Below are 20,376 nucleotides of genomic sequence, written 5' to 3'. Positions count from 1 at the left end.
TTTTCAAACCGAGAGTTTCTTAAGTATTCCACGAAACCAAAAACGGATCACCATCCCGGCAAATCGATACCCTAAAAAATGGTCGATCAAGGGATGCAAGATGCGATCAAAAGTGCTGAGCAACGTTCTTCGACCTTCACCTGGACGCAGATTTTTGTGAAAAGCACCTTTTACATCCACCAAAAAAGCCAGCTGCCAAGCATTGGCCACAGAATAATGCCCGGTTTGTAACCAGAATTGTCGTTGTTCTTTCCGTGAAAGCAGAGACAGGCGTTCGTTGATATCGTGGAAAAAAGGTATTAAATGCAATTCTTGAGTATGGCCCTGCAACCGATAGATGTCAGGCAAGCCCCTCAGCCAATCGTTCAGGCCCAGTGCTTCAAGATTCATGATCAGGGCATTCAGCATTTGTCGCTGGCGGAACCCTTCCTGCACAAAGCGACGGCTGGAAGTCAGCAGTTCTACCGGCAACAATACCCAAGAACCAGCGTTCCGCACCGAGTCTGCCAGGCGATTATCTTCCAAAAACCCCAGGGACTCGTCAAAGGGGCCAATTTGATCGAAAAAGCGCCGTTGCATTAAATAACCCTGGTCGCCATGGATACAACCAGGGCGGTCAAGACGGGCCTTACTCTCCAGATAATAAAAACCAAAATGCCCTTTGGAGGTCTCCCTTTGAAATCTTAAAGAGAAATGCCCGGCAATGCGGTTATGACCGGCACTCTTAAGAGCCGCCTGAAAACAGTTCAGGGCTTTTGCCAGTGCCATATTATCTACAAATTGGCTGTCCGCATGAAGGAACAATAGCGATTCTCCGGAGCTGAGCCGGGTTCCTTCATTAAGTTGCCGACCACGCCCCTTCTGAGTGGAAGCCACCCGACAGGGAAAAGATGCCCCGGCAGCGAGTTCTTTAGCTCTTTCAAAACTTCCGTCCGTTGATCCGCCGTCAACCAGAATCAACTCAAAAGAGACTCCCGCCTGAAGAGAGAGCATATCGAACAGTTGAGATAACTGGTCAATCTCATTAAGAATCGGTACAACAACAGAGAGCATCATGGGATCGAAAACATGTCACGTACAATCTGAAAATAAGGTGATTGGTGCACTAAAAAAACAAAAGGCGAACCAAACGGCTCGCCTTTTATCACGTATTGAACTGTGGTCAGATGCCTGCTTTCTGCCGCAGAGACTCAATGCGGTCCGTCCTCTCCCAGGTAAACTCGGGCAACTCACGACCAAAATGTCCATAAGCAGCGGTCTTTTTATAAATGGGCCGCAACAGATCCAGGGTGGTGATAATCGCAGCGGGGCGCATATCGAACTCCTCTTGCACCACACGGGCGATATCATTGGAGGGAATCACTCCGGTACCAAAGGTATTGATCATCACCGAAACCGGTTCGGCCACACCGATGGCATAGGCCAGCTGAACTTCGCACTTTTTAGCCAGACCGGCAGCCACGACATTCTTAGCGACATAGCGGGCCATGTAGGAAGCGCTGCGATCGACCTTGGAAGGATCTTTCCCGGAGAAGGCCCCGCCACCGTGAGAACCTTGGCCACCATAGGTGTCGACAATAATTTTACGCCCTGTGAGACCGCAATCTCCCTGCGGCCCACCGACGACAAAACGGCCTGTCGGATTGATGAAATACTTGGTATTTTCGTCCATCATTTCCGCGGGGATCGCATGCTTGACCACTTCTTCGATCAGAGCTTCACGCAGAGTCTCGTAGGTAACGTCAGGGGTGTGTTGAGAGGAAACAACCACTGCATCAACACGAATCGGCTTGTCGTTAATATACTGAATGGAAACCTGAGACTTGCTGTCGGGGCGCAGGAAGGTCAGAAGACCGCTTTTACGAACTTCAGCCATGCGGCTGGTCAATCGATGTGCATAGGTGATAGGCATAGGCATCAGTTCGGCAGTTTCATCGCAAGCATAGCCGAACATCAAGCCTTGGTCGCCGGCGCCCTGCTCCTTAAACATGCCCTGGCCCTCAGTTACCCCCTGGGAAATATCTGGTGACTGACAGTCGATGGAGGTCAGTACGGCGCAGGTTTCCCAGTCAAAACCCATAGCCGAGTCGTTATACCCGATATCCTTAATCGCCTGCCGCACCACACCCGGATAATCGACTTTGGCGGTGGTGGTGATTTCCCCGGCTACCATAGCCATACCGGTAGTCACCATGGTTTCGCAGGCAACACGGCACTCGGGGTCCTGAGCAATGATAGCATCGAGCACGCTATCGGAAATCTGGTCGGCAACCTTGTCCGGATGTCCTTCACTTACAGATTCAGAGGTAAACAGAAAATCGGTCATAGCCATGGAGATTATGCCTCCTATTATAAATTTAATAGTTGAAAACGTTGGATTTTAGATCGGCTGTGGATTGAAAGTCAAGAATCGGTTACCGCCTTGCGGATTTGCTGAACGGGAAAAATCCCCGGGAAGCGCTGCTGCATTTCTTTTTGAAGGCAGGAGGCAACTTCCGGTGCGGTACCGAACTGCAGGAGTTCGGTCACCAACTCCAACGCCTCGGACCGGCGGGCTTGGCGTATGATACGCTTGACCCGGGGAAGATAAGGAGCATTCATCGACAGTTCGTCAAAACCGAGTCCCAATAGCACCAAGGCATAAAGAGGCTCGGCAGCCATTTCACCACAAATACCCACTTCAATTCCAGCACTCTGTCCGGCACGGCAGACCATCTGAAGCGCGCGCAAAACGGCAGGGTGAAGAGGCTCGTACAGATAGGCCACATGTTCATTGCCACGGTCGATGGCAAGACAATACTGAATCAGATCGTTGGTGCCGACCGATAAGAAGTCCACTTCCTGGGCCAGAAGTTCCGCAATCAGAACGGCAGAAGGCGTCTCGATCATGATGCCAATTTGAATATCCGCGTCAAAAGCATACCCTTCCGCGGCTAATTCTGCCTTGACCTCTTCAAGAAGGTTTTTACAACTCCTGATTTCCGCCAGCCCTGTAATCATAGGGAACAGAATTCGAACCTGGCCATGGGCGGAGGCTCTTAAAATAGCCCGCAACTGGGTATTGAAAAGTTTTCCCTCTTGCAGAGAAAAGCGTATCGCCCGCAACCCCAGCGCCGGGTTGGCCTCATCGGAAAGGTCGATGTCAGTCACCAGTTTATCGCCACCAACATCAAGGGTCCGGATAGTAACCGGATGAGGGGCCATGCGCTCAACGACCTCACGATAAGCCAGATATTGTTCTTCCTCGTCCGGAATCCGCTCTCGGTTCATAAAGAGAAATTCGGTACGATACAGCCCTACCCCTTTAGCGCCTTCACGCAGAGCCAAGTCAACTTCTTCGGCCAACTCAACATTGCCGCGCAGAGTGATGCTATGACCGTCAAGAGTCTCGGCGGCCAACTCGCGGTAACTAAGCAGCTCCTGTTCAAGATATTCGTATAGCTGCTTCTTCTCCAGGTACTCCTTAAAGGTTGCCTGGGAGGGATTCAAGATAACGATTCCGGAAGTGCCGTCAATAATGACCGGCATACCTTCGCGTACTAAGGCCGTGGCCGACTCCAGACCGACCACAGCGGGGATACCGAGAGAACGGGCAAGAATCGCTGTATGGGCGGTGCGACCACCGACATCGGTAATAAAACCGATCACCCGCTTCTTATCCATTTGCATGGTATCGGCCGGTGAAAGATCGTGTGCCACAACAATTGATTTTCGCTCTAACTCGGCAAGAGACTGTTGATCGGCACCTATCAGGTTCCGTAGTAAGCGCTCACCAACAGAATCGATATCGGAGCGGCGGTCCCGTAGATATTCATCCTCAATAGCATCGAAGACTATGCGAAATTTATCCAGGGTGCGCTTTAGAGCCCATTCTGCGTTGATTAAATCACTTTCGATCAGGGCAATGGAATCATCGACGAGCAATTGATCTTCCAGGATCAACAAATGCGTATCGATAATATGTAGATGCTCGGCCAGACGACGATCAGCGACTCCTTGCTTGACGTCTTCCAGTTGCTTTTTCGAGACCCTTACTGCATCCCGAAACGCTTTGATTTCCTCACTAACCTCGCTGGCAGAAATCTTTCGCTCGACCGGCTTGATCCGCTTGCGATCCAGTACATAGCTGGCCCCGATGGCAATACCAGGGGAAGCGCCAATACCAAAAAGAGTGATATCTTCTACGATTGTCCGGTTATTCTTCTCCAAAGCCGTCCTCGATCAGTTTGCCAATAGCCTCAATGGCCAGCTCGGCGTCGTCTCCAGTGACCTGCACCGTAATTTCCGACCCCTGGGCCGCTGCAAGCATCAGAATCCCCATAATACTCTTGCCGTTAACCTCTTCATCTTCCTTGACAACGACTACCTCGGAGCAGAATTGGTTAGCAGTTTTGACTAGTTGAGCTGCGGCCCTGGCATGCAGACCCAAACGATTAACTATGATGAAGCCCTTCTCTACCATCGTACAATCCTTCTATCAATGCAGCTGAAACCAACCCAGCAAAAACAGCGACGAGGCTATTATAATTAATAATGACGAAACACGACGCCTCATCAAGGTACATAACCCCAATGCAATAGGAGCAACACATAACCCCCAAAAAATCCCTACAGACAGGTGTTTCGTGGCTGCTGCACCAATAGCGGCAGCCAGCAAACCGAGCAGCACAACCAAGACCTGCTTGAGATGGATGGCCCAATCGGAGAGATGCCAACGCTGTAGGGTGGAAACCACCCTCACGCCACCACCGTATCCTTTAACCAAACCCTGTATACGAAACCAGAAATGGGGCAGATTAAATAAAACAATAAAGAGGACCGGTCCCCACAAAGAACCATGAAAAGCCCAGAGCAAAGCAGCCACTGCAGCTGCGGGCCGCACAGCTCCCCAGAAAAACGCATCCCCCATGGCAGCGCAAGGAGCTACCATCGCAGACTTGAACTCACCAAGGGTGAAACCCGGGTCGATCCCTTGCTGTACTTGTTCTTCAAGCTTTAGCACGGCACCGATCACCGTCGTCGCAAGATAGGGATGGGTGTTGAAATACTCCAGATGTCGACGATAAGCTGAGAGCAACGTCACCCCGGAGTAATACTGACGAAAAGCGGGTGTCAGAGTGTAAACCAGGCCGAGGCTCTGCATCTGCTCATAATTCCAGCTGGTCTGAAGCAAAAAAGACCTGGAAAGTACCTTCAACAATACAGAGCGTGGCAACTTCATACGTTACTGCCTCTTATCGTAAGGCCAGAAAAAACAATCCGAACACAAAAGAAACGCCAAATAGCAAAGAGGCACGTGGGACCTTTAGACCGCTAAGCATTGAACCGATCCCGATTAATGGAAACAGCAAGTAGATCCAGGGAGCCGCCTGAATTAACGGTCCATCAAGATAACTTAAAAATATGGGCAGGCAAAGAAGTCCTCCCCCGACAACAATCGTCAAAGTTGCCAGAGATGCAGCAGCGAAATGCCACAACCCCTGCAGATGATATCTCTCCAAACATTCAAATCGCCCCCTATCGAGGGCTAATTCGGCTTTATTTAACAAACGAGCGTTCGCCAACCTCGCCAGGCGATCGAATAACTGCCCAGCCTTACCAAAGGGCATTCCGATCAATAGGCTGGCTGCCGCCACAGCCTGAGGCGGCAAACCGGTTTGAGCCTGGCTGACTACAGCCAGGAAGGTACAGCCGACTGCAACCTGACTATCATCGGGCGGGATGGCAGCTCCCACGGGCAACCGGCCAAGCCACAAAAGTTCAAGCATAGCCCCGACCTGCAATCCGATCGCAACATCGCCCAATAGCCATCCGGTCAAGGGAGCGGCTACAATCGGCCGGCATACCATAAATTGACCGGCAGCGGTTCTATCGAGCCCGGCCAATACGGCCACCGCAACTGTTATCCCTAAAGCGGAAAGGTACATACCCTACCTGTCATCGAATCAAGCGGCGCCATAGGCGTTGTCGGTCAGAAGGAACACATTGCATAACAACTTTTACCCCGTCATCCTCAAGAGCCTGCAACTGCTCAATGTCATCATCGTTTAACGCCACGGTACAACTCAATCGCTTTTTATCCTTGCCACCGTGCAAATTCCCTAAATTCAACTCATCGAAAGATACTCCAAGGCGATGTGCCTGCAAGGCATCCTGGGCGTTGCCAAACAACAACAAAACCCTGCACGCACTCAATTCTTCAGAGCGTAGAAGCTGGGCCATCTCTTCGATAGAGCCAATGGCCACTTTTATTCCCCTGGGAACCGCCGATTCCATCAAAACCTTTTGAAAGGCGATCTCAGCTAGTTGATTATTTGCAACCACGATGCAATCGGCTTGAAGGGCAGGAACCCAAGCTTCGAGAATCTGGCCATGGATTAAACGATTATCGATTCGAACTAAGACTATCCCCATTTGCTCCCCGTTAACGCGACGATCCCTGTTCTTTCAGTAGCTGACTTGCTAGAAGAATGCTCTTCAAAGCATATTCTTTAACCTCAACCGCTAAAGCTTCGAGTGACAACTCATTACGAGCGTTGCACGCTTTAAGCAACATCGGCAGGCTAACCCCGGACAGCACTTCCACCCGAGCATTGCTCATAAAAGACAGACCGATATTGGAGGGTGTACCGCCAAACATATCAGTCAAAATCAATACGCCATCCCCTGCGAGATCGAGTTCATCGAGGGCGGCTGTAAAATGCTGACGGATATCTTCCGGCCCATCATTCTGCCCGATAGATATAGCCTTAACCCCGGGCAGAGAGCCTAAAATCATTTCAGCAGCACTAACTAGACCCTGGGCCATATTGGAATGTGTAGCTATGACAATCCCTATCATTTCATCACTCTTTAGCAATGTCCCTGTGAAGGACTTCCATTGTCATAAATGGTGCGTCTAGCTCCTGGTGTAGTTTTTCCACGAGCGCCACACTTCGATGATGACCGCCTGTGCAGCCAATCGATATAGTCAGGTAGCTCTTCCCTTCATGATGATAGTGGGGCAAGAGAAATTTAAGCAACCCCAAAAAGGAGGAAAGAAATTCCTGGGTTGCCGGTTGATCCATGACATAATCGCTGACGGCTGCATCCAACCCCGTATGGGGACGTAATTCAGCCACGAAATGAGGATTAGGTAAAAAGCGAACATCCATTACCAGATCGGAACCGGCAGGCAGGCCGTGACGAAAACCGAAGGATTGGAGCAATACCGACAAGGGATAACTTTTCTCTCCGCCGAATCCAATCTGAAGCACTTTGGCGCGCAATTGATGGGGGGTAAGAAGAGAAGAATCGATGGTAATAGTTGCCCTTCCCATGACCTCCGCCAATAAGCGTCGCTCCTGATGAACGCTTTCCAGCACCCCCTCATTCTGATTCAGCGGATGACGGCGGCGTGTTTCGGAGTATCTCCTGACCAGGACATCATCTGCAGCATCAAGAAAGAGAACGTCAACCTGATGCCCTGCGTCCTTAATTTGCTGCAAAATCTCACGATATCGGGACAGGTAATCCTGATTCCTGATATCGATAACAACGGCTACAGGAGGAGAAGGCCCGGCAGATTGCTGGGGCAGTTCCATAAACTCTGGAAGCAATACCAGCGGAAGGTTGTCGACAACAAAAAACCCCTGATCTTCCAAGGCTCTGGCTGCAGTACTCTTGCCTGAGCCCGACAGGCCGGTGATGATAACAAGGCGACCACGTTTCATTTTCCGTCTCCTGAAAATGGGGCAGTTAAATCACATTCCGTCAATGGGCTCAGGCCATCAAGAAAGATGCCTGAGATAACCTTAAACCAAGGCAAAAAAGTGGCCGCCTCTTATTTAGAGGGCGGCCACGGACACATATAGATTAGGAAAAGCGGTTAGACAATCAACAAAAGAGTGATTGGACTGTTCAGTTCGGCACGCCACGCGTAGCAATCTCCTGCCGGAAAGTGGTTCTGATCAGAGTTTTTCTTCTTCTTCTCCGATAACGCGATAAATTTCTTCACCATTCGGTGCATCCAGCAAGCGGCGCCGAACCGCTGAGTTTTTGAGTAACTTTGAAATTCTTGCAAGAGTCTTCAGGTGCACGCCAACGGACTCTTCCGGGGCCAGCAACAGAAAGAAAAGTCGAGCAGGTTTGCCGTCCATTGAATCGAACTCGACACCGGAGTCACTACGTCCGAAAGAGATCAACAGCTTGTCGATATCCTTCAACTTACCATGTGGAATAGCAACGCCTTCGCCGATGCCAGTGCTGCCCAATCGCTCTCTCTCTTGCAAAACACCGATGACTTCCTGCCGGTCCAAATCTTTCTCTACACCAACAATCGCATCAGCCAATTCTTCTAAAGCAGCTTTTTTATTCGTGGCCTGCAAGTTCGGCACGATAGCAGCAGGACTTAATAAGTCGACTATCTTCATTCCTGGTATCTTCTTCCGCCCCACTACGATGCAGGCGAAAGCCCCCCTCTAAAGAAACAACAAATGACCGCTATTGAGCTTCCGGCACGATAAGGCCGTAGTTACCGTCCGAACGCCGGTAAACAACACTGATTTCCTCAGTGGTGGAATCAGTAAAAACCAGAAACTCTTTGTGCAAAAGATCCATCTGCATTACTGCTTCTTCAACAGCCATCGGCTTAACAGAAAAGCTGTTGCTCCGAATGATACTGGGCTGGCCAAGGCCTTCGTCAATGCTTTCCGCAGCATAAACAGTTTTGGCTACACGCCGTTCACGGCCGCTGGCCGGTTTGTGTTCTTTGAGTTTTTCCTTATAGCGCTTGAGTTGACGCTCAATTTTATCGACGGTTCCATCAATGGCCGCGTACATGTCATTGGTGTGTTCAGAACCTTTAATGGTAATCCCTTTGGCTACCAGAGTTACTTCCGCGCTATGGCGAATTTTCTTTGCAACAGAAAGAACAGCCTGCGCATCGATCGGTTCGTCAATATATTTTTTGACGCGAGAAAGTTTTTCCTCAAGATAGTTACGCACGGCATCGCTGGTTTCCATGTGTCTGAACGTTACGGCAATTTGCATAAATAAGCCTCCAGGGGATTGAAGTTTGTGAATGTCTGAAACAGCCTCGCCATTGACCTGAAATATCTACCTGTCTTTGGCCCTGCCTCCTTTCAGAAAAATCTCTTTCGTTCTGTGGACGACCTTATCCCCAACATTTCCCGGTATTTGGTAACGGTCCTCCGGGCGATATCGATACCCTGCTGACGCAGCATATCGACAATCTTCTGATCCGAAAAAGGTTTCTTAATATTTTCACCGGCGACAATCTCCTTTATTTTACTTTTAACACTTTCTGAAGCGATAGAAGCGCCGACGGTGGTATTAATTCCACTATTGAAAAAATATTTGAGTTCGAACAAGCCCCGCGGTGTCTGCACATATTTATTCGTGGTGACCCGGCTAACCGTCGATTCATGCATTTCGATGTCTTCAGCGACATCACGCAAAACCAGCGGTTTCAGGTGTTCTATGCCCTTTTCAAAGAACTCTTTCTGAAATTTGACGATGCTTTTGGTCACCCGGTAAATAGTCCGTTGACGCTGGTGGATGCTTTTTATCAGCCACATCGCACCGCGAAGTTTTTCCTGAATATATTCGCCGGCCTTTTCATCGACATTTGATCCACTCGAAAGCGCATTGCGATAAAAGGAGTTGATCCGCAGATTAGGCAGGCCTTCGTCATTTAAAACGACCACATACTCTTCGCCGATTTTATAAACGAATATATCCGGAGTGATATAATGGATATCCTCCTGACTATAAGCGCGACCGGGCCTTGGGTCGAGTCCGGAAATAATGCGTGCGGCACCTAAGATGTCGTCAAGACTCTCTTCCAGGGATTTAGCGATAGCCGGGTATTTCCGGGTTTCCAACTCGGACATGTGATGCTGAAGAATCCGTTCAACCAGGCTGCCTTCCATGCCCAACTGCTGAACCTGCTTTAACAAGCACTCCTGCAATGACCTGCTGGCTACCCCGGGAGGATCGAAATCCTGTACCAGACTCAGGGCCCTTTCAACGACAGGCATTGCCAGACCGGAACCGCTGGCGATCTCCTCAACAGATGCCTGCAGATAGCCGTTTTCATCTATATTGCCAATAATTTCTGCCGCGGCCAACTGCTCATCGTCCGCGATTCGGCTAAGATTGAGCTGCCACGACAAATGATCCCCAAGGGAACCTTTTTTTGTCAGTAAGTTTTCATAGCTGGGACGATCATCATCTCCTTCATACATTTCAGAAGAAGTTCCGCTAAGATGATTCCCTTCCAAGTAGGTTTGCCAATCGACGTCGTTAAACTCTTCGGGGTTTTCCTTTAACTCCTGAACTTCCTCACTTTCAGTTTTAGCTTCCTCTGTCTCTTTATCGACATCCTGATCGTCCTTCTCCTCGAGAGTATCTACACCTTCTTCGAGAATCGGGTTTTCTTCCAACTCCTGGCGGACAACAATTTCCAATTCCGTACGGGACAACTGCAACAATTTAATAGCTTGTTGCAACTGCGGAGTCATGACCAGTTGCTGAGTCAGTTTTAGTTGTTGGCGAATTTCTAAAGCCATGATACTCCCGGGACAATGTCCATTGACTTTACACTAACAAGAAAGCGTAATCTGACGGTTAAAGCTGAAACTTATCTCCAAGATAAATGGAACGAACCGTCGGGCAAGCAGCAATTTCATTCGGCAGCCCACAGGCCAGAATCTCTCCCGCATTCAGGATATAAGCCTTATCGCAGACTCCAAGAGTTTCGCGTACATTATGATCGGAAACCAGGATACCGATACCTCGGTGACGTAATTTTGAAATAATATTCTGGATATCGATAACAGCAATCGGGTCTATACCGGCAAACGGCTCATCCAGCAGGATAAATGAAGGATTGACCACAAGGGCCCTGGCGATCTCAAGACGTCGACGTTCTCCACCTGAAAGGGCATATCCGGGTGATTTGGAAACGTGTTCCAGCCTAAAGTCTTCAAGCAACTCACCCATACGCTGACGACGAGTCGCCGACGGCAGATCTAACGTTTCCAGAATCGCAAGGAGGTTCTCCTCCACTGTCATTTTGCGAAAGACTGATGCTTCCTGTGCCAGGTAAGCAATACCGACCCTTGCCCGCTGATACATCGGCATATCGGTTAATTCTTTATCGTTTAGAAAGACCTGTCCTTTATCGGGGCGGACCAGCCCGACAACCATATAAAAAGAGGTGGTCTTACCTGCACCATTGGGTCCAAGCAAGCCAACTACCTCTCCGGAAGACACCTCCAGGTCAACCCCGCTTACTACCTGCCGCCCCCCGTAAAGCTTATGAAGACCTTGGGCAACAAGGCGCTGACTCATTCTGAAGACCTTTCCCTTGGGTGGAAAACGGCTTTAACCCGCTCGCTCCCCTTACTACGTACGATACTACGTTCCGAGTCAAGAAAGAAGACAATTTCATCTCCTTCGACAAAATCCGCACCTTGACTGACCTTTGGCGAACCGGTCAAAACAACCTGACCGCGAGCTCTGTCGAGAACGGCCTTTTTACCCGTCGCGACACGTTCGCCCTGTTCGATACGCACCTGTCGAAAGGCTTCGATACGTTCAATACGCTGGTCCTTGTCTGACTGATACAGTATCAGTTCATCTGCGCGAATGGTCGTATCGCCCTGAACTGCCACGACTTCGCCGACAAACTTGACCTTCCCTGCTGCGTGATCTGCTTCAAGCCTGCGGGATGAAATTTGAATGGTTTCCGAACCTGTCGTAATCTGGTCTGCAAATGCGTCCGAGCCGGAATCCACAGCAAAGACAGCTACCAACAGCAGCAATAGAATGAAGCAATAACGATAATTAGGCTGATTGTTCATTCCACTCCTCTTACCAGTTACTAAGCTCAGTTTTTACCTGACTCAAGATCACAATGCGTTGTTCAGGCAGAAAAACCTTTAACCCTCGGCCTGTTGTTTCCATGTCCTTAGCCACTATGCGAACAAGAGATTCGCTTGTTATCATTTCTGCCTTATTGTCATAAAATAGTTCCTGACAATACAATGCCAAGCCTTGGTCACTTTTTGCAACAACGTCACCTGTAAGTTCGATATTGCCCGTTTCAGAAAACCACTTACCGCTCTGACCGGTCAACTCGATATCACCAAGCTCTCCCTGGTCGTAGACGGTCATACGAACGTTTTGAAGGCTGACTTCTTTCTGCTGTGCTTCATGGGAAACGGAATCGGCCTGCAACCTCCAGAATCGCTGGTCACCCCGGGTCTCTGTATAATCAATATTATCCAATGCCACATCGACATTGTCCGGGAGCATCTCTACAAGTTGTTCGGGAGTGGAAGTTTTAAAATTCCGCCACACCGTAAACGACACGGCACCGAGCAGAATCAATATACAAATTAGCAATACATTTCGGATAGTTACCTTAGGTATCATAGTTAGTGCCAGTATACCACCAAGCCCCATGGCTGTAAAGACGAATCCCATGACTTGGCATGGGATTTGATTAGATCAATTACGAGTCTCGGAAAAATAGCGGCCGGTAACTTCGGTCCAAAAGCCGGTCTCTTTCAAAAGTAGATCACAAACCTCCCTTACGGCCCCATGCCCCCCCGGTCTGCGGGTTACATAATCAACAGGGCCTCTGAGTTCCTCGACCCCGTCAGCCACTGTAACAGCAAAGCCAACCCTATTTAAAATGGGCAAATCCACCAGGTCATCGCCAACGTAGGCAACTTCGTGATCTTCCAAACCGTGCTCCTGCAGGATAGCCTCATAAGGAGGAAGCTTCTGCTTGGCGCCCTGATACAGAATTTCAATACCGAGTTCCCGTGCCCGCAGAGCCACAATCTCGGATTCGCGACCGGTGATAATTCCTACTTTAATTCCGGTTCTTTGCAACATTTTAAGGCCATGACCATCCTTGACATCAAAAGACTTGCTCTCAATACCATTAGCATCATAGGTGATGCGTCCATCGGTAAGAACACCATCGACATCCAGCAACAACAGCCGAATCTTGCTCAGACGTTCTTTCATCAAACTACCCCTGCTTTCAAAAGATCGTGTAAGTGGATAATTCCGACGGGCATCCGGCCTTCTTCGCTGTCAAAAACGAACAGAGAGGTAATCGTATGAGCTTCCATGGTCTGCACCGCTTCAGCGGCTAAGGCGGTTTTGAGGATGCGCTTGGGATTTCGCGCCATAACCTCTCCAATCGGGAGGTCAAGCACCTCAAATCCCTGCGCCATAGAACGTCGCAAGTCACCGTCAGTGAAGACACCTATCAACTGACCTCCATCATCCAGCACACCAGTAATCCCAAGTTTTTTGCTGGTGATTTCAAAGAGCGCTTCTTTAAGAGGGGTCGATTCGTAACACATAGGCATCTCATCGCCACCATGCATGAGATCCTCGACCTTTAAAAGCAATTTGCGACCGAGAGCACCTCCCGGATGAAACAAGGCAAAATCCTCTTCCTTAAATCCTCGCCGGACCAACAAAGCAACGGCCAGAGCGTCACCCATGGCCAGCGTTGCCGTAGTACTGGCCGTAGGGGCCAATCCTAGAGGACAAGCCTCTTCTTTAATGGAGATATCTAGAAAAACATCACCAGCACGGCGCAACGAGCTGCGAGGATTACCACTCATAGCTACTAACGGTAGCCCCATCCGTTTGATTACCGGCAGGATACGGACTATCTCATCGGTCTCACCCGAGTTGGAAACAGCGATAACCACATCGCCTTTCATCAACATGCCAAGGTCTCCATGGATCCCCTCGGCAGGATGAAGAAAAAAAGCAGGCGTACCGGTAGAAGCCATGGTCGATGCAATCTTTTGACAGATCAAACCCGATTTACCCATACCGGTAATTACAACCCGCCCCTTGCAGGACAAGAGGATTTCCACAGCCTTCGTGAAATCCCCGTTGATACGATCAGCCAGATCGGAAAGCGCTTGTGCCTCAATCTGCAGGACACGTTTTGCCACGTCGATCATTTCAGTCATGATGCGTCAGTTCCTTTAACGATGGAATCAATGGCCAGCATCTCCCGCCACAACTTTTTAACATTGTCCAAAGCCAGGGAATTGGGGCCGTCGCACAGTGCCCGGGCGGGATCGTGATGAACCTCCCAAAACAGGGCATCAATCCCTATCGCCACAGCCGCCCTGGACAAGGCGCCGACAAACTCCCGCTGTCCACTGGAGGCGCCACCGGCACCTCCCGGCAACTGTACGGCATGAGTGGCGTCAAAAACGACCGGACACCCCCCCTGGCGCATAATGGCCAAAGACCGCATATCGACAACCAGGTTATTGTAGCCAAAGGTCGTACCACGCTCCGTTAGCAGAACATTCTGGTTGCCCGTCGAACCGACTTTGGCAACCACATTCTCCATATCCCAAGGAGCCAGAAACTGTCCTTTTTTCACATTGACAACCCGGCCGCTGCTACCGGCAGCAATCAACAAATCGGTCTGGCGACAGAGAAAAGCCGGAATCTGGATAATATCGAGAACCTGAGCAGCCTCTTCGACTTGCGATGCTTCGTGGATATCAGAAACCACGGGCAAGCCAAGTTCGTCCTTGACCCGCTGCAAGATCCTTAACCCTTCCACCAGACCCGGGCCACGAAAAGAATCCACAGAGGTGCGATTGGCCTTATCAAAGGACCCCTTAAAGACCAGCGCCCCTCCAACCTCTTCAGCGATGGATTTTAACTGCCGAGCGATACCCAGAGTGGTCTCTTCATCCTCAATGACGCAGGGACCGGCAATCAGTACCAGCGGGTGGCCGGCACCGAAAGAAACCTTGCCTACCGTCACTTCACGCACCATTTCAGTCTTCACCTTTGCCCTTCAGACAAGCCCCGATAAAGGATTCGAAAAGAGGATGGGGATCCATCGGCCGAGAACGGAACTCCGGATGGAATTGACAACCCAAAAACCAGGGATGCTCCTTCAGTTCGACAATCTCAACCAAATCCGCAGCCGGGTAGGTTCCGGAAATAATCAAGCCGCAATCGCGCAACTGATCGCGATACTGGTTGTTAAATTCGTAGCGATGGCGATGGCGCTCAGTGATATTTTCCTGGCCGTAAATGCGCCGGCCCAAAGTGCCTTCTTCCAAAGAGCATGGGCACGCCCCCAACCGCATGGTTCCGCCTTTGCTAGAGACGCCTTTCTGGCTTTCCATAATGTGAATCACTGGATTTTTAGCATCTTCCTTGAACTCACTGGAATAAGCATCTTCGATACCGCAAACATTACGAGCATATTCAACAACAGCCATTTGCATGCCGAGACAAATACCGAAAAAGGGCACATTATTTTCTCTGGCATATCGAATTGTGGCAATTTTCCCTTCGCTGCCGCGCTGACCAAACCCGCCAGGCACCAAAATCCCGTCAACACCGGCAAAAGTGTCACCTATGCCGTGCCGCTCCAGGGCTTCTGAGTCAACATAGGTCAGCTTAACCCCACAATCATTGGCGATGCCGCCATGAGTCAAGGCTTCAGCCAAAGACTTATAGCTTTCTGTTAGCTCCACGTACTTGCCGACAATAGCAATCGTGACTTCTGAAGCTGGCTCCTTGACCCGTTTGACAATCAACTCCCAGGCAGAAAGATCAGGTGCCTTGGTCCAGATATTGAGATATTCGGTGATTCGCTCATCAAGCCCCTCTTCATGCAGAGCGATAGGCAGATCATAAATACTAGGAACATCCCGGGCGGTGATCACCGCAACTTCAGGGACATTACAAAACAGAGCGATCTTAGCCTTCATATCCCGCGGAATCTCACGGTCACAACGGCACAGCAAAATATCCGGCTGAATACCGATCTCACGCAGCTCCTTGACACTATGTTGAGTCGGCTTGGTTTTCAACTCGCCCGCCGTAGGGATATACGGCACCAGGGTCAAGTGAATATAAAGTACATTTTCCCGGCCGCGATCAGCACGGAACTGCCGAATGGCTTCCAGAAAAGGCAGTGATTCGATATCGCCGACCGTACCGCCGACCTCAACAATTGCGATGTCGACATCTTTTGAGTTATCCAGGATTTTACTTTTTATTTCATTGGTGATGTGAGGAATGACCTGAACCGTACCACCAAGGTAATCGCCTCGCCGCTCTTTGCGAATAACCGAATCGTATACTTGGCCAGTAGTGAAGTTCGACTTCTGGGACAACTTGGCAGACGTGTAGCGCTCGTAGTGTCCTAAATCGAGATCAGTTTCGGCCCCATCATCCGTCACAAACACTTCGCCATGCTGAAAAGGGCTCATAGTTCCCGGATCGACATTAATATACGGGTCCATCTTCTGCATGGAAACCCGCAACCCCCGAGCCTCCATAAGGGCGCCAATGGAAGCCGCGGATAATCCTTTCCCCAGGGAGGAAACAACGCCACCGGTAATAAACAGAAACTTGGTCTTCATAAAAACTCCTCCCCCAGGACAAACCGGGAATTAATCAGAAATCAATAGGTGGTATCTTGGACACAAACGCCGAATTTTACACCCATGGAAAGCAAATGGAAACCCATTTTTTAACTCAGCGGGCATCATTGTTCGTTAAGAGCATTTCAACCTTTGTCACATCCTCGGGTGTATCAACACCGATGCAAGGCTGGTCAGTTTCAACCACTCGAATTTTAAAGCCATTCTCCAATGCCCTCAATTGCTCCAGCTTTTCCAGTGCTTCAAGAGGACTTTGCGGCATGGCAGCAAACTTCAGCAAAAAGTCACGCCGATAAACATACAGACCAATGTGCTTGTAAACACCCAAGGCCGACATCGGCGACGAGGCGGCTTGCCATTCTTCCCGCGGGAAAGGAATAGGAGAACGAGAAAAGTAGAGAGCATTACCTGCATGATCAGTGACCACCTTGACAACATTCGGATCACGAAACTCCTGCCAATCTGCAATCGCCGATTTCAGAGTCCCCATAGGAATGGTGGGATCGTCCCGTAAGGGCGCGACGGCCGAATCGATCATAGCGGGGGAAATCAAAGGCTCGTCCCCCTGAACATTAACTACCAGATCCGTCTGCAACTTATCGGCGACCTCGGCCAGGCGATCCGTACCGGAAGCGTGATCCTCACGAGTCATCCATGCCTCACCGCCAAAGGCCGTTACGGCCTGAAAAATTCGTTGATCATCCGTCGCAACGATCACGCGATCAATGGTCTTCGAACTACAGACTCTTTCGCACACCCTCTCTATCATGCTTTTTCCGGCAATCTTCACAAGGGGTTTGCCAGGAAAACGGGTTGAGGCGAAACGGGCGGGAATGATGGCGCTAATTCGCATGAAAAATCCTCTCGAAAAAAACGGTAAATTCGAATGGTAGCCTAAAGAAAACGGGGCTGGTTGTCAAGAAACGCCCCGAGAAGTCGGCACGCTTTTTTCATGCCAGGTGAAACCCGCAAAACCCTTGAATTTTGCCTGCATGATTTTTGGTCTGCATCTTACCCGAATCAGCCATTTCAACCATCTACATTCATGAATACTAATACTGGCCACCAAAAACCCCGCCCTTAATTTGTCATGCTTAATTTTTTAACCAAAGACAGTACCTTTATTGCTTGACGCTAATACTTGCCAGCTTGTCTTTTAATCCTAGTTTCGCAATATTGGTACGCGCCAACCGATTTCCATGGGTAGGTTTAATAGTATGGCCTGAACTTTCAAAGAATTATTGCAAACCAATCTTACTAAACATCAATTCCAAATTGTTAAACATTAAACAAACACCACATTGCGTATTTCAAATCCTGCCTAAACAATATACTTTTTACTGAATTGTATTACTTTTGTTGATTAACTAAATGTGGTACGTTCCATTAATGTAATTTTCTGCACACAATTATTAACGGCTCGGTCTAAACCAAGTCTAGCTCCTTCATCAAACGGAAAAATGTCTATCCTCGTCTTAAAACACGTCTTTCTATCACCAATAATTCCTAGCGTGTTCGGTCTCCTGTTTTTCTCAATCATTTGCGCAGAGGGAATGGCAACCAATATCTGGGCGGCAGAGGACAAGTCCAGCAGTCCACCCACGCAATCGATCAAACCGTCAGACGTCGACCTCCTACTAGACAGGGTGCTGCAACTTCCTCCAGTCACAGTTGTGGCCAGACCGGAGCCTATGACCGGACAAGGCTCTATCATCCAGAGTGAAACTCTAGAGAAGCTGCCCCTTCGCAACAACAGCATTAACGAGGCACTCACCATCCTTCCGGGCATTCAATTCAGTGAAACGGCTAATATTTCCACGCAGGGAGGAGAAATTTTACCGCCCCAGGTATCTATATCCGGCGGCAAAGTCTTTGAAAACAATTTCACCATCGACGGTATCAGCAACAACAGCTTGCTTGACCCGAATGGAAAGACCCCACTTGACTCACCCAACGACTTGGCGGGGCATGCCCAGGAAATGTTTCTTGACGCCTCGCTGGCAGATAAAATCACCGTCTACGACAGCAATGTGTCAGCGCGATACGGTAATTTCAAAGGCGGTGTGGTGGACGCTGAAACCATCAACCCCCTGCCCTGGTTCTCTAGTAAACTATTTTATCGCACGACCCGGGATGAATGGACTTCATTTCATTTAGATCCTGAAAAAGAGGAAGCTTTTTTATCTTCTACCGACCATAGAGAACAACCCAAATTTCGCAAACACCATTACGGGTTCGACTTTCACATTCCCCTCACCCCCCGCCTACTGACGGTCAGTGGTTACCGACAGTTATACTCCAGAATCCCCCTGAGTCAGGAGGGTAAATCCAAAACGCAGGAACGCCGTGAGGAAAACTTCTTGTTCAAGAGTCTTTTCCAACCCACCTTGAGCATCGACCTCGATTTCCTCTGGACCTACACTCCTTATCATGGCACATATTTCAAGGACGGCTACCGTGACAGCGATTACACGCTATATGGTGGCGGCCATCTATTCTCGGTGGGCTGCCATACGCGAGTGCCTATAGCCACCCTCGACACACAGGTGGCCTACCGTACAAGTGAAAACTCCCGAGAAGCCCCCACTCATTTAACTCAAACTGAGCTCAGCAAAAACATCTGGGAAAGAGAGGGCTTTTATGGGGATCTCAAAAAAACGCAGCAAAGCTTCCAATTTAAATTCGACCTTTCTTTTCTGCCAATTTCCCTCGGCCCAACAAACCATGTATTAAATACGGGTATCGATACTCAGCACGTTGAAGGCAGATTCGAGCGTTCTGAAACAAGCTATCTATACACATACCTGTTGAACGACAACCCCTTCAGCACCAAAGATGACTACCCCAATCGTAAGGTTTATGAAGAATCTGATGCCAAGGCCTCTCTCAGGCAATATGGATTCTATTTGGAAAACATCATCACCTGGGGGAGACTGGAATTTCGACCAGGAATGAGGGTGGATTACGATGACTACATGCACAACCTTAACTTGGCGCCCCGTATGGCAATGGCAGTGGATGTTTTCTCTAATCGCCAGACCCTTCTTATTGGAGGGTACAATAGGTATTACGCCAATACTCTTCTTGCTTACAAACTGCGGGAAGGCATCGAAGACGAATACTTTGAACAACTGATAGCCGATGAATGGACCTTTTGGAAGGGGCACAATACAGATACTCAATTCTCTGAACTAAACACACCATATGCGGATGAATATGTCTTAGGTCTGGAACAGCGGCTGTTCGGTGGCAAGATGGTAGCAAAATATATACAGAGAAAAGGGCGGGAAGAATTTGGCAAAACCTTCGAGAAAGAGGAGGACGGCATATATTACAACACATTGAATAACAACGGGCGCAGCCAGCACGAAAGCTACAGCCTTTCCTGGGAGAGGCATTGGCGAAACCATTATCTGAGTACCAATGTTACTTATCAGGAAACTGACAGCAGCAACGAATCTTATGATGATCTAGTGGAAGAAGAGGATCCTCTAGTTTCTTTCCAAGGAAAGCTCACCTCAAAAAGCGAGCTGCCGCGAAAAGATTTCAATCGTCCCTGGGTTGCTAATATCACCTATATTGGAAAATTTCCATACGGGCTTACATTTAGCACCATAGCCAAATACCGCGGCGGTTACAAAGCCATCCAGAACTCCTACAAAAAGAATCCTGACGTTACACTACCGGATGGCACGAACCCATATATTTATGAAGAAGTTAAAAAAGGTGGGGCCGTCATTATCTCTTGTCGTGTCGATTGGGAAAAGCGGCTTTATCAAAACCACAGCATGATTCTAAGCCTGGAGGTCAACAACCTACTGAACAAAAAAACCTCTGTCGGTGATACGGATGACTATGAGATCGGCCGGCAAGTCTGGGCGGGAATGGAATATCGCTTTTAACA

General features: G+C 49.3%; 21 protein-coding genes. 1 reads left to right on the top strand and 20 read right to left on the bottom strand.

Annotated features, from left to right (window positions below; genetic code table 11):
• Nucleotides 1–3: 3 nt before the first annotated feature.
• The 20 genes from A7E78_RS01315 to kdsB all read right to left on the bottom strand — a co-directional run bounded on the left by A7E78_RS01315 (nt 4) and on the right by kdsB (nt 17,325).
• The gene (locus A7E78_RS01315) at nt 4–1,056 is read right to left on the bottom strand and encodes a glycosyltransferase (protein ID WP_072282577.1); all 1,053 of its coding nucleotides are present in this window, start codon (nt 1,054–1,056) and stop codon (nt 4–6) included.
• Nucleotides 1,057–1,162: 106 nt separating this feature from the next.
• On the bottom strand, nt 1,163–2,332 hold the full coding sequence (metK, locus tag A7E78_RS01310; protein WP_072282576.1) for a methionine adenosyltransferase: 1,170 nt from the start codon (nt 2,330–2,332) through the stop codon (nt 1,163–1,165).
• Nucleotides 2,333–2,403: 71 nt separating this feature from the next.
• Nucleotides 2,404–4,209: a phosphoenolpyruvate--protein phosphotransferase gene (gene ptsP / locus A7E78_RS01305; protein ID WP_235606775.1), complete on the bottom strand. Its 1,806-nt coding sequence runs from the start codon at nt 4,207–4,209 to the stop codon at nt 2,404–2,406.
• Nucleotides 4,196–4,462: an HPr family phosphocarrier protein gene (locus tag A7E78_RS01300; protein WP_072282575.1), complete on the bottom strand. Its 267-nt coding sequence runs from the start codon at nt 4,460–4,462 to the stop codon at nt 4,196–4,198. Before A7E78_RS01300 ends, ptsP begins: the two co-directional genes overlap by 14 nt.
• Before the next feature lie 15 nt (nt 4,463–4,477).
• On the bottom strand, nt 4,478–5,221 hold the full coding sequence (locus A7E78_RS01295; RefSeq protein ID WP_072282574.1) for a PTS system mannose/fructose/sorbose family transporter subunit IID: 744 nt from the start codon (nt 5,219–5,221) through the stop codon (nt 4,478–4,480).
• Nucleotides 5,222–5,234: 13 nt separating this feature from the next.
• The gene (locus A7E78_RS01290; protein ID WP_083552520.1) at nt 5,235–5,927 is read right to left on the bottom strand and encodes a PTS sugar transporter subunit IIC; all 693 of its coding nucleotides are present in this window, start codon (nt 5,925–5,927) and stop codon (nt 5,235–5,237) included.
• A gap of 10 nt (nt 5,928–5,937) precedes the next feature.
• The gene (locus A7E78_RS01285) at nt 5,938–6,414 is read right to left on the bottom strand and encodes a PTS sugar transporter subunit IIB (protein WP_072282572.1); all 477 of its coding nucleotides are present in this window, start codon (nt 6,412–6,414) and stop codon (nt 5,938–5,940) included.
• Between the two features lie 10 nt (nt 6,415–6,424).
• The gene (locus tag A7E78_RS01280) at nt 6,425–6,841 is read right to left on the bottom strand and encodes a PTS sugar transporter subunit IIA (protein WP_072282571.1); all 417 of its coding nucleotides are present in this window, start codon (nt 6,839–6,841) and stop codon (nt 6,425–6,427) included.
• 4 nt (nt 6,842–6,845) lie between these two features.
• The gene (gene rapZ, locus A7E78_RS01275) at nt 6,846–7,712 is read right to left on the bottom strand and encodes an RNase adapter RapZ (protein WP_072282570.1); all 867 of its coding nucleotides are present in this window, start codon (nt 7,710–7,712) and stop codon (nt 6,846–6,848) included.
• Nucleotides 7,713–7,949: 237 nt separating this feature from the next.
• On the bottom strand, nt 7,950–8,411 hold the full coding sequence (locus A7E78_RS01270) for a PTS sugar transporter subunit IIA (RefSeq protein WP_072282569.1): 462 nt from the start codon (nt 8,409–8,411) through the stop codon (nt 7,950–7,952).
• Between the two features lie 70 nt (nt 8,412–8,481).
• Nucleotides 8,482–9,030, bottom strand: a complete 549-nt coding sequence (hpf, locus tag A7E78_RS01265) for a ribosome hibernation-promoting factor, HPF/YfiA family (RefSeq protein ID WP_072282568.1) — start codon at nt 9,028–9,030, stop codon at nt 8,482–8,484.
• Between the two features lie 92 nt (nt 9,031–9,122).
• Nucleotides 9,123–10,571 carry an RNA polymerase factor sigma-54 gene (rpoN, locus tag A7E78_RS01260; protein WP_072282567.1) on the bottom strand — a complete coding sequence of 483 codons (1,449 nt, stop codon included), beginning with the start codon at nt 10,569–10,571 and terminating at the stop codon, nt 9,123–9,125.
• A gap of 58 nt (nt 10,572–10,629) precedes the next feature.
• Nucleotides 10,630–11,355 (bottom strand): LPS export ABC transporter ATP-binding protein, encoded by a 726-nt coding sequence (gene lptB, locus A7E78_RS01255; protein ID WP_072282566.1) that lies wholly within the window; start codon nt 11,353–11,355, stop codon nt 10,630–10,632.
• Nucleotides 11,352–11,867 carry a lipopolysaccharide transport periplasmic protein LptA gene (gene lptA / locus A7E78_RS01250; protein WP_072282565.1) on the bottom strand — a complete coding sequence of 172 codons (516 nt, stop codon included), beginning with the start codon at nt 11,865–11,867 and terminating at the stop codon, nt 11,352–11,354. The genes lptB and lptA overlap by 4 nt, the downstream gene beginning before the upstream one ends.
• Nucleotides 11,868–11,877: 10 nt before the next feature.
• A complete protein-coding gene (gene lptC, locus A7E78_RS01245) occupies nt 11,878–12,441 on the bottom strand; it encodes an LPS export ABC transporter periplasmic protein LptC (RefSeq protein WP_158516052.1) in 564 nt (187 codons plus the stop codon).
• A 75-nt stretch (nt 12,442–12,516) separates the two neighbouring features.
• Entirely contained in the window at nt 12,517–13,044 is a 528-nt protein-coding gene (locus tag A7E78_RS01240; protein ID WP_072282563.1) for a KdsC family phosphatase, read from the bottom strand.
• Nucleotides 13,044–14,006: a KpsF/GutQ family sugar-phosphate isomerase gene (locus tag A7E78_RS01235; RefSeq protein ID WP_072284986.1), complete on the bottom strand. Its 963-nt coding sequence runs from the start codon at nt 14,004–14,006 to the stop codon at nt 13,044–13,046. The genes A7E78_RS01240 and A7E78_RS01235 overlap by 1 nt, the downstream gene beginning before the upstream one ends.
• A gap of 5 nt (nt 14,007–14,011) precedes the next feature.
• The gene (kdsA, locus tag A7E78_RS01230; RefSeq protein WP_072282562.1) at nt 14,012–14,845 is read right to left on the bottom strand and encodes a 3-deoxy-8-phosphooctulonate synthase; all 834 of its coding nucleotides are present in this window, start codon (nt 14,843–14,845) and stop codon (nt 14,012–14,014) included.
• A gap of 1 nt (nt 14,846) precedes the next feature.
• Nucleotides 14,847–16,451, bottom strand: coding sequence for a CTP synthase (locus A7E78_RS01225; RefSeq protein ID WP_072282561.1), 1,605 nt, complete (start codon nt 16,449–16,451; stop codon nt 14,847–14,849).
• 115 nt (nt 16,452–16,566) lie between these two features.
• Entirely contained in the window at nt 16,567–17,325 is a 759-nt protein-coding gene (gene kdsB / locus A7E78_RS01220) for a 3-deoxy-manno-octulosonate cytidylyltransferase (protein WP_072282560.1), read from the bottom strand.
• A 700-nt stretch (nt 17,326–18,025) separates the two neighbouring features.
• Between kdsB and A7E78_RS01210 the strand changes: the two genes are divergently transcribed.
• A complete protein-coding gene (locus A7E78_RS01210) occupies nt 18,026–20,374 on the top strand; it encodes a TonB-dependent receptor plug domain-containing protein (RefSeq protein ID WP_158516051.1) in 2,349 nt (782 codons plus the stop codon).
• The last annotated feature ends 2 nt before the right edge of the window (nt 20,375–20,376 follow it).

This window comes from Syntrophotalea acetylenivorans (assembly GCF_001887775.1).
Lineage (GTDB): Bacteria > Desulfobacterota > Desulfuromonadia > Desulfuromonadales > Syntrophotaleaceae > Syntrophotalea_A > Syntrophotalea_A acetylenivorans.
The sequence above is the reverse complement of the archived record's forward strand: the minus strand, read 5'-3'. Positions and strand labels throughout refer to the sequence as shown.

Bases quoted from the DNA above. Each gene is read 5' to 3' on its own strand.
- A7E78_RS01315 (WP_072282577.1), bottom strand. From the start codon at position 1,056: ATGATGCTCTCTGTTGTTGTACCGATTCTTAATGAGATTGACCAGTTA.
- metK (WP_072282576.1), bottom strand. From the start codon at position 2,332: ATGGCTATGACCGATTTTCTGTTTACCTCTGAATCTGTAAGTGAAGGA.
- A7E78_RS01300 (WP_072282575.1), bottom strand. From the start codon at position 4,462: ATGGTAGAGAAGGGCTTCATCATAGTTAATCGTTTGGGTCTGCATGCC.
- A7E78_RS01295 (WP_072282574.1), bottom strand. From the start codon at position 5,221: ATGAAGTTGCCACGCTCTGTATTGTTGAAGGTACTTTCCAGGTCTTTT.
- A7E78_RS01290 (WP_083552520.1), bottom strand. From the start codon at position 5,927: ATGTACCTTTCCGCTTTAGGGATAACAGTTGCGGTGGCCGTATTGGCC.
- A7E78_RS01285 (WP_072282572.1), bottom strand. From the start codon at position 6,414: ATGGGGATAGTCTTAGTTCGAATCGATAATCGTTTAATCCATGGCCAG.
- A7E78_RS01280 (WP_072282571.1), bottom strand. From the start codon at position 6,841: ATGATAGGGATTGTCATAGCTACACATTCCAATATGGCCCAGGGTCTA.
- rapZ (WP_072282570.1), bottom strand. From the start codon at position 7,712: ATGAAACGTGGTCGCCTTGTTATCATCACCGGCCTGTCGGGCTCAGGC.
- A7E78_RS01270 (WP_072282569.1), bottom strand. From the start codon at position 8,411: ATGAAGATAGTCGACTTATTAAGTCCTGCTGCTATCGTGCCGAACTTG.
- hpf (WP_072282568.1), bottom strand. From the start codon at position 9,030: ATGCAAATTGCCGTAACGTTCAGACACATGGAAACCAGCGATGCCGTG.
- rpoN (WP_072282567.1), bottom strand. From the start codon at position 10,571: ATGGCTTTAGAAATTCGCCAACAACTAAAACTGACTCAGCAACTGGTC.
- lptB (WP_072282566.1), bottom strand. From the start codon at position 11,355: ATGAGTCAGCGCCTTGTTGCCCAAGGTCTTCATAAGCTTTACGGGGGG.
- lptA (WP_072282565.1), bottom strand. From the start codon at position 11,867: ATGAACAATCAGCCTAATTATCGTTATTGCTTCATTCTATTGCTGCTG.
- lptC (WP_158516052.1), bottom strand. From the start codon at position 12,441: ATGATACCTAAGGTAACTATCCGAAATGTATTGCTAATTTGTATATTG.
- A7E78_RS01240 (WP_072282563.1), bottom strand. From the start codon at position 13,044: ATGAAAGAACGTCTGAGCAAGATTCGGCTGTTGTTGCTGGATGTCGAT.
- A7E78_RS01235 (WP_072284986.1), bottom strand. From the start codon at position 14,006: ATGATCGACGTGGCAAAACGTGTCCTGCAGATTGAGGCACAAGCGCTT.
- kdsA (WP_072282562.1), bottom strand. From the start codon at position 14,845: ATGGTGCGTGAAGTGACGGTAGGCAAGGTTTCTTTCGGTGCCGGCCAC.
- A7E78_RS01225 (WP_072282561.1), bottom strand. From the start codon at position 16,451: ATGAAGACCAAGTTTCTGTTTATTACCGGTGGCGTTGTTTCCTCCCTG.
- kdsB (WP_072282560.1), bottom strand. From the start codon at position 17,325: ATGCGAATTAGCGCCATCATTCCCGCCCGTTTCGCCTCAACCCGTTTT.
- A7E78_RS01210 (WP_158516051.1), top strand. From the start codon at position 18,026: ATGGCAACCAATATCTGGGCGGCAGAGGACAAGTCCAGCAGTCCACCC.